General features: G+C 46.3%; 6 protein-coding genes. All 6 read left to right on the top strand.

The window, feature by feature from the left end; genetic code table 11:
- On the top strand, window positions 1–244 hold a 244-nt coding region (locus D6694_14775; GenBank protein ID RMH35303.1), incomplete at its 5' end, for a glycosyltransferase.
- Window positions 245–535: 291 nt separating this feature from the next.
- The gene (locus D6694_14780; GenBank protein RMH35304.1) at window positions 536–1,438 is read left to right on the top strand and encodes an endonuclease/exonuclease/phosphatase family protein; all 903 of its coding nucleotides are present in this window, start codon (window positions 536–538) and stop codon (window positions 1,436–1,438) included.
- Window positions 1,439–1,457: 19 nt separating this feature from the next.
- Window positions 1,458–2,588, top strand: a complete 1,131-nt coding sequence (locus tag D6694_14785) for a hypothetical protein (protein ID RMH35305.1) — start codon at window positions 1,458–1,460, stop codon at window positions 2,586–2,588.
- Window positions 2,589–2,612: 24 nt separating this feature from the next.
- A complete protein-coding gene (locus tag D6694_14790; protein ID RMH35306.1) occupies window positions 2,613–3,740 on the top strand; it encodes a hypothetical protein in 1,128 nt (375 codons plus the stop codon).
- Between the two features lie 42 nt (window positions 3,741–3,782).
- On the top strand, window positions 3,783–4,148 hold the full coding sequence (locus D6694_14795; GenBank protein RMH35307.1) for a YraN family protein: 366 nt from the start codon (window positions 3,783–3,785) through the stop codon (window positions 4,146–4,148).
- Window positions 4,145–5,076: tRNA (adenosine(37)-N6)-dimethylallyltransferase MiaA (gene miaA, locus D6694_14800; GenBank protein ID RMH35308.1), on the top strand; the 932-nt coding region annotated here is incomplete at its 3' end. The genes D6694_14795 and miaA, both read left to right, overlap by 4 nt.

Here is a 5,076-nt window from a genome sequence, read left to right on the forward strand (position 1 = left end):
CTCGGTTATCGAGGCCATGGCGGCTGGTTTGCCGGTGTTGGGCATCCGTTCTCCGGGGGTGGGCGATACGGTGGAAGATGGTGTCACTGGCCTGCTGGCACAGGATGAAGATTTGGCGGCTTTTACCGCAAAGATGGTGCGCATAGTCAGCGAAGACGGGCTGCGCTGTCAGATGGGCGCCTACCGGAAGGCCGGAAGGCTTTCAAATAGCTTTGCCAGCGTTTGTATGGTAAGATTGGTCTAGTATATGAGATCTCCTCTTGGTTAGAGCGGATTGTGGCAACCCGAATCACCGCGAGTTGAGGCCATGTTTACTTTTCAGTTAGTGGAAAGTAAAATTCATAAACCAGAAGGTATACGATCTGCCATTCTTTTCAACTATTCATAAACCGAGGCCATTCTGTACGATAAAAGTTTGTGATTGTTTCATGAGGTGACGGCAGTGAAGGTGAGATATAGTAGTTCATCAGCTCAGTTAATTCTTCTATTCTCATTGCTATGCGTCAGTATTATATTATGCAATAAAGAGAACAATATGAGCGTTCTAAAACCTATGAATAAAGAGCAAGTACCCGGATATTCTGTTTTGACAGCCAACGTAGGAAACCTTAACATTGGGTGTAGGAAGTATTTAAACAATTTGTGTTATTTGGATGTTGAAGAAAGGATTTCTCAGAGTATACGTAAACTGCGGCCAGATATCGTAACATTACAAGAGATAATGGCCCCCTGGCAATGTGCTGATGTACAGGAGAGGAATCCCAAAAAGGTATGTCATTATGAACAATTGGTTGCTCAAGCGCGTCGTTTGCTTGGGGACGATTATACGATTGTTTGTGATATGCGGGGACATTTTACGTGCATAGGTGTGCACGTTGATATTGGTGAAGTATTGGGCTGTGAAAAAGGATCATATTGTCCAACTGCTCGCACAGGACACGCGTTAGATGGATGCGATAATGGCTTTACTGTTTCAGCAGCAACTGTAAGAACAAATGATAACCTTGTGTTCGATGTAGTTAATGCCCATTTACAAAGTACAAGTGCCCAGTGTAGGGAAAAAATGCTAAAATTAACCTTTGACGGCAACGAAAACTCCCCTCCACTAATTCAAGAGGAAAAAGTACTAATAATGGGAGATTTTAACTTTGATCCTTGGAGAGATCACGATGACATTAGCGTAATCAAGTGGCAGTCCTATATGGGTAGAGGATGGAGAGGGACACCATTGCGGTATCATAGCGGAGCAGTTGAGACGACCCCCCCTAGATTTACATCCTATCTCTTATGGAGAGGCAAGACCGTTGATCTGGTCGTTAGCAATTTTCTAGATGGCACATGTGTGGTTTTAGGCGAAACACCTGGTACTCACAGACTGGATGGCTCACGCGGAATGGATCATAGAGGCGTTTATGGGGTGCTAACAATTAGAGAATGAACTGTCGCGGAGCAAAATTATGTTTGACGATATGTTTTTTCAATGGATTAACTCACTCAATGTCCCGTGGTTTGGAATAGTGGTGATATATGCGTTGAGTGATTATTTGTTTAATATCGTAATGTGCCCGTTGATGGGGGGATTTGCTAATGTGGAAATATTTTCCTTGAGAAAGCGGCGTTTTTTAAGACTCAAACAAGTTTCTTTAGCTTTTCACCAATTTACGTTGGGGGCACGAGAAAGGTTACGAGAATTCTTTCAAGATCGCCTCTCCTGGTTGTGGCCAATGACCGTGCTAGCTCCAAGCACTGCTGTTTATTTGATTTCCAAACAAAAGATTAATTTGGCTGTTAAACTGCTGCATCAATCAGGCTTGCAAATTTCTGATTATAGAATGGCAGTATTCGCTGTCATGGGAACAAGCGTCCAACACGTTGTATGGGGAGTAGCCTTTGTGCTTGCTGTGGGTACTTTTATCCGATATCGCAGAAGATCTGAGACGACTTGGTTTTCCAAATCCATAACTTACCATTTTTTGCGGACGATGTTGTTCGATTTTGTTATCAGTTATGTTGTCCTGAGTTCGGCCTTGCAGTGGATTGATTTTGCAACCGCATTATTTCGAATGTTAAAAGATGACTCAATCGTATATCCCGTATTTCATTCTGATTTGCTATATGGATTAAAGCCAGCGTTTGATGCGACAATGTTTTTAACAGTGTTATTTTTGATTGTCAGTCTTACCCCCACAACGATGTTACTCCGTGAGAAGGATGAGAAATATAGTTGGATGTATTATTGGTTAGTTTATGGATGCATTGTAATTGTAGCAATAACAGGGGGCATATTGTTGGTGCAGTTTAACCAACGTCTGGAGGCGATACAGAAATCAAATCTACAAACTGTTATTCAGAATTTTCATCTTGACAACATTGATGGAAACCATGGTACTGGTTTAATCATTGGACTGGAGTATTATAGAACAATTTTGAATCTTCCGAGCAGTCTACCTATTCCACAATGGATCAAATTCTTGTTTAGCGGGCGCGTTTTAATCTTGGCGCTTGAGATTTATGAGAATCTCGCTAAAGCGAAGGACGGATTATCTTTGGCCAATTCAGTCCCAAAGATTTTGAAGGCTATTCTGTGAAATCTTGTAAAGGCGGTAATACTAGTGGACTTTGAAAGGATTTTAATTCCCTATTTGTCGGTAGGGTCAGGCCATGAAATTGCTGCACGCGCTATTGAACAAGCATTGAAAAAGATAGGAAAAACAGAAGTTTATTTATTAGACCCATTTGCTACCATATCAGATACGATTCCATTGCTACTTGATAAGTTACAATTGCTTTCGATTTCTTTGGTGCCAGGATTATATGATGCACTATGGCGACAAGGTACACCAGGGAATCTGTTCGAGCGTTTTGCTGAATTAACCCCGTTGCAAGAAATCATAGCGTCCGTCGTAGAAGAATATCATCCCGATGCGATTATTGCAACTCATGTGTTACCATGCGCGCTAGCAGCTAATTTGAAAGAACGAAACCAAGGTATAGAACGAGTATATGGTGTTGTTACGGATTTCGATTTACATTCCTATTGGCCAACTTCTGAAATTGATGGTTATTTTGTCGCACACAATGACTTGAAGAATCTTTTGTTTTACAGGGGGGTAAACCCTTCTATAGTCCATGTAACCGGAATACCGTTACGGAGCAATTTTGAACGCGCAGTCAATAAATCACGTACTCTTGGCAGAAAAAACAAGCTTAGAGTATCAATTGTAGCTGGTGGACTTCGGGGAGGAGCATATGTGAAAGTGCGTCATGACATCATTAACTTATTAACGGAGTTGACCAATCTGAGCCAAAGATACAGGGATTCTTTATCGGTAAAAATTATCTTGGGAAAAAGTGTTGAATTAAAAGAAAAGTTGATATCTTATCAAAGCAGCTTTGCCGGTTTTGACGTACTTGGTTTTACTGAAAACATGTACGAGATACTCATGGCAAGTGATTTGTTAGTTTGCAAACCTGGCGGGCTGATAGTAGCAGAGGCCTTGGCATGTGGAGTAGGGTTGATTTTATTTCATCCTGGCCCCGGACAAGAAAGAGGAAATGTGCATTTTTTGGCGCGTCATGGTGTGGCTATGTGTGGAGAATCACCCGAAGATATAGCGAGGGTCATTAGGATGTGTATTGATGACTGGTTTATTGTTGATGAAATGAAGGCGAAAGCATATCGACTCGGGAAACCAAAATCTGCGATGCAATTGGCTAAAATTGTTTTGAGCAATGTTTAATCTTTACGTTGTAAGAGCTCAGATAGTTGTGGAAGTTGTGGGATGGTGAACTACCATAAATCGTTAGGGCGCTGGGGCGAGGCCGAAGCGGCGCGGTACCTCACTGCACGCGGCTACCGTATTTTGGGGCGCAACCTGCGCACCCCTTATGGCGAAATCGACATTTTGGCGCAGCAGTCCGACCAACTGGTCTTCGTCGAAGTGAAAACCCGTACCAGCCGCACTTTTGGCAACCCCGAAGAAGCCGTTACCCCTCGCAAACAGGAGCATCTGCTGGCTTCTGCCCTGTACTATCTGCAGGAGAACCCCGACCTGCCTTCGGACTGGCGCGTGGATGTCCTGGCTATCTATTGCCCTGCACCCGGTTTGCCGCCCGAAATCACCCATTTCGAGAACATCCTGACGTGAAACCTCCACTCATCGTTATCCTCGGCCCCACGGCAGTGGGTAAAACCGAACTTTCTCTGCAACTGGCTGAACGCCTGCAAGGTGAAATCGTCTCTGCCGATTCGCGCCTGTTCTACCGCGGCATGGACATTGGCACCGCCAAACCCACGCCTGAGGAGCGTGCCCGTGTGCCCCATCACCTGATTGATGTCGCTGACCCGGATGAAACCTGGAGCCTGGCGCTCTTTCAACGCGCCGCCCATGAAATCATTGCCGACATCCATGCACGCGGCAAACTCCCCTTTCTGGTAGGCGGCACTGGCCAGTACCTGCGCGCCGTTTATGAGGGGTGGAAACTCCCCCAACAGCGTCCGCACCCGGCCTTGCGGGAGGCGCTGGAAAACTGGGGGCAGCGGATTGGCCCCCAGGCGTTGCACGCCCGTCTGGCAATCCTGGACCCACAGGCTGCTGCCCGCATCGAGCCAAACAACCTGCGGCGCACGGTGCGCGCCCTGGAAGTGATTTTCCTGACAGGCAGGCGTTTCTCTGCCCAGCGGCAGCGCGGGGCTTCTCCTTACCGTACCCTGCTGATTGGTCTGACACGCCCGCGCGAAGAACTGTATGCCCGTGTGGATGCCCGCATTCAGGCCATGTTGCAGGCTGGCCTGGTGGACGAAGTGCGCACGCTGCTGGCACGCGGCTATTCTGCAGAGTTGCCATCGATGTCTGCCATCGGGTACAAACAGATAGCAGCCTATCTGCGGGGAGAATGCACCCTGGAGGAAGCCGTAACGCAAATGAAGCGCCTTACGCGGCAATTCGTGCGCCGTCAGGCCAACTGGTTCAAGGCCGATGACCCCGAAATTCACTGGTTTTCCATGGAAAAAGACCCCCTCCCCAAAGTAGAGGCGGAAATACGCGCTTTTTGTGCTCTCCCGGAAGAGAAATA

The sequence above is a fragment of the Gammaproteobacteria bacterium genome (genome assembly GCA_003696665.1).
Taxonomy (GTDB): Bacteria; Pseudomonadota; Gammaproteobacteria; order Enterobacterales.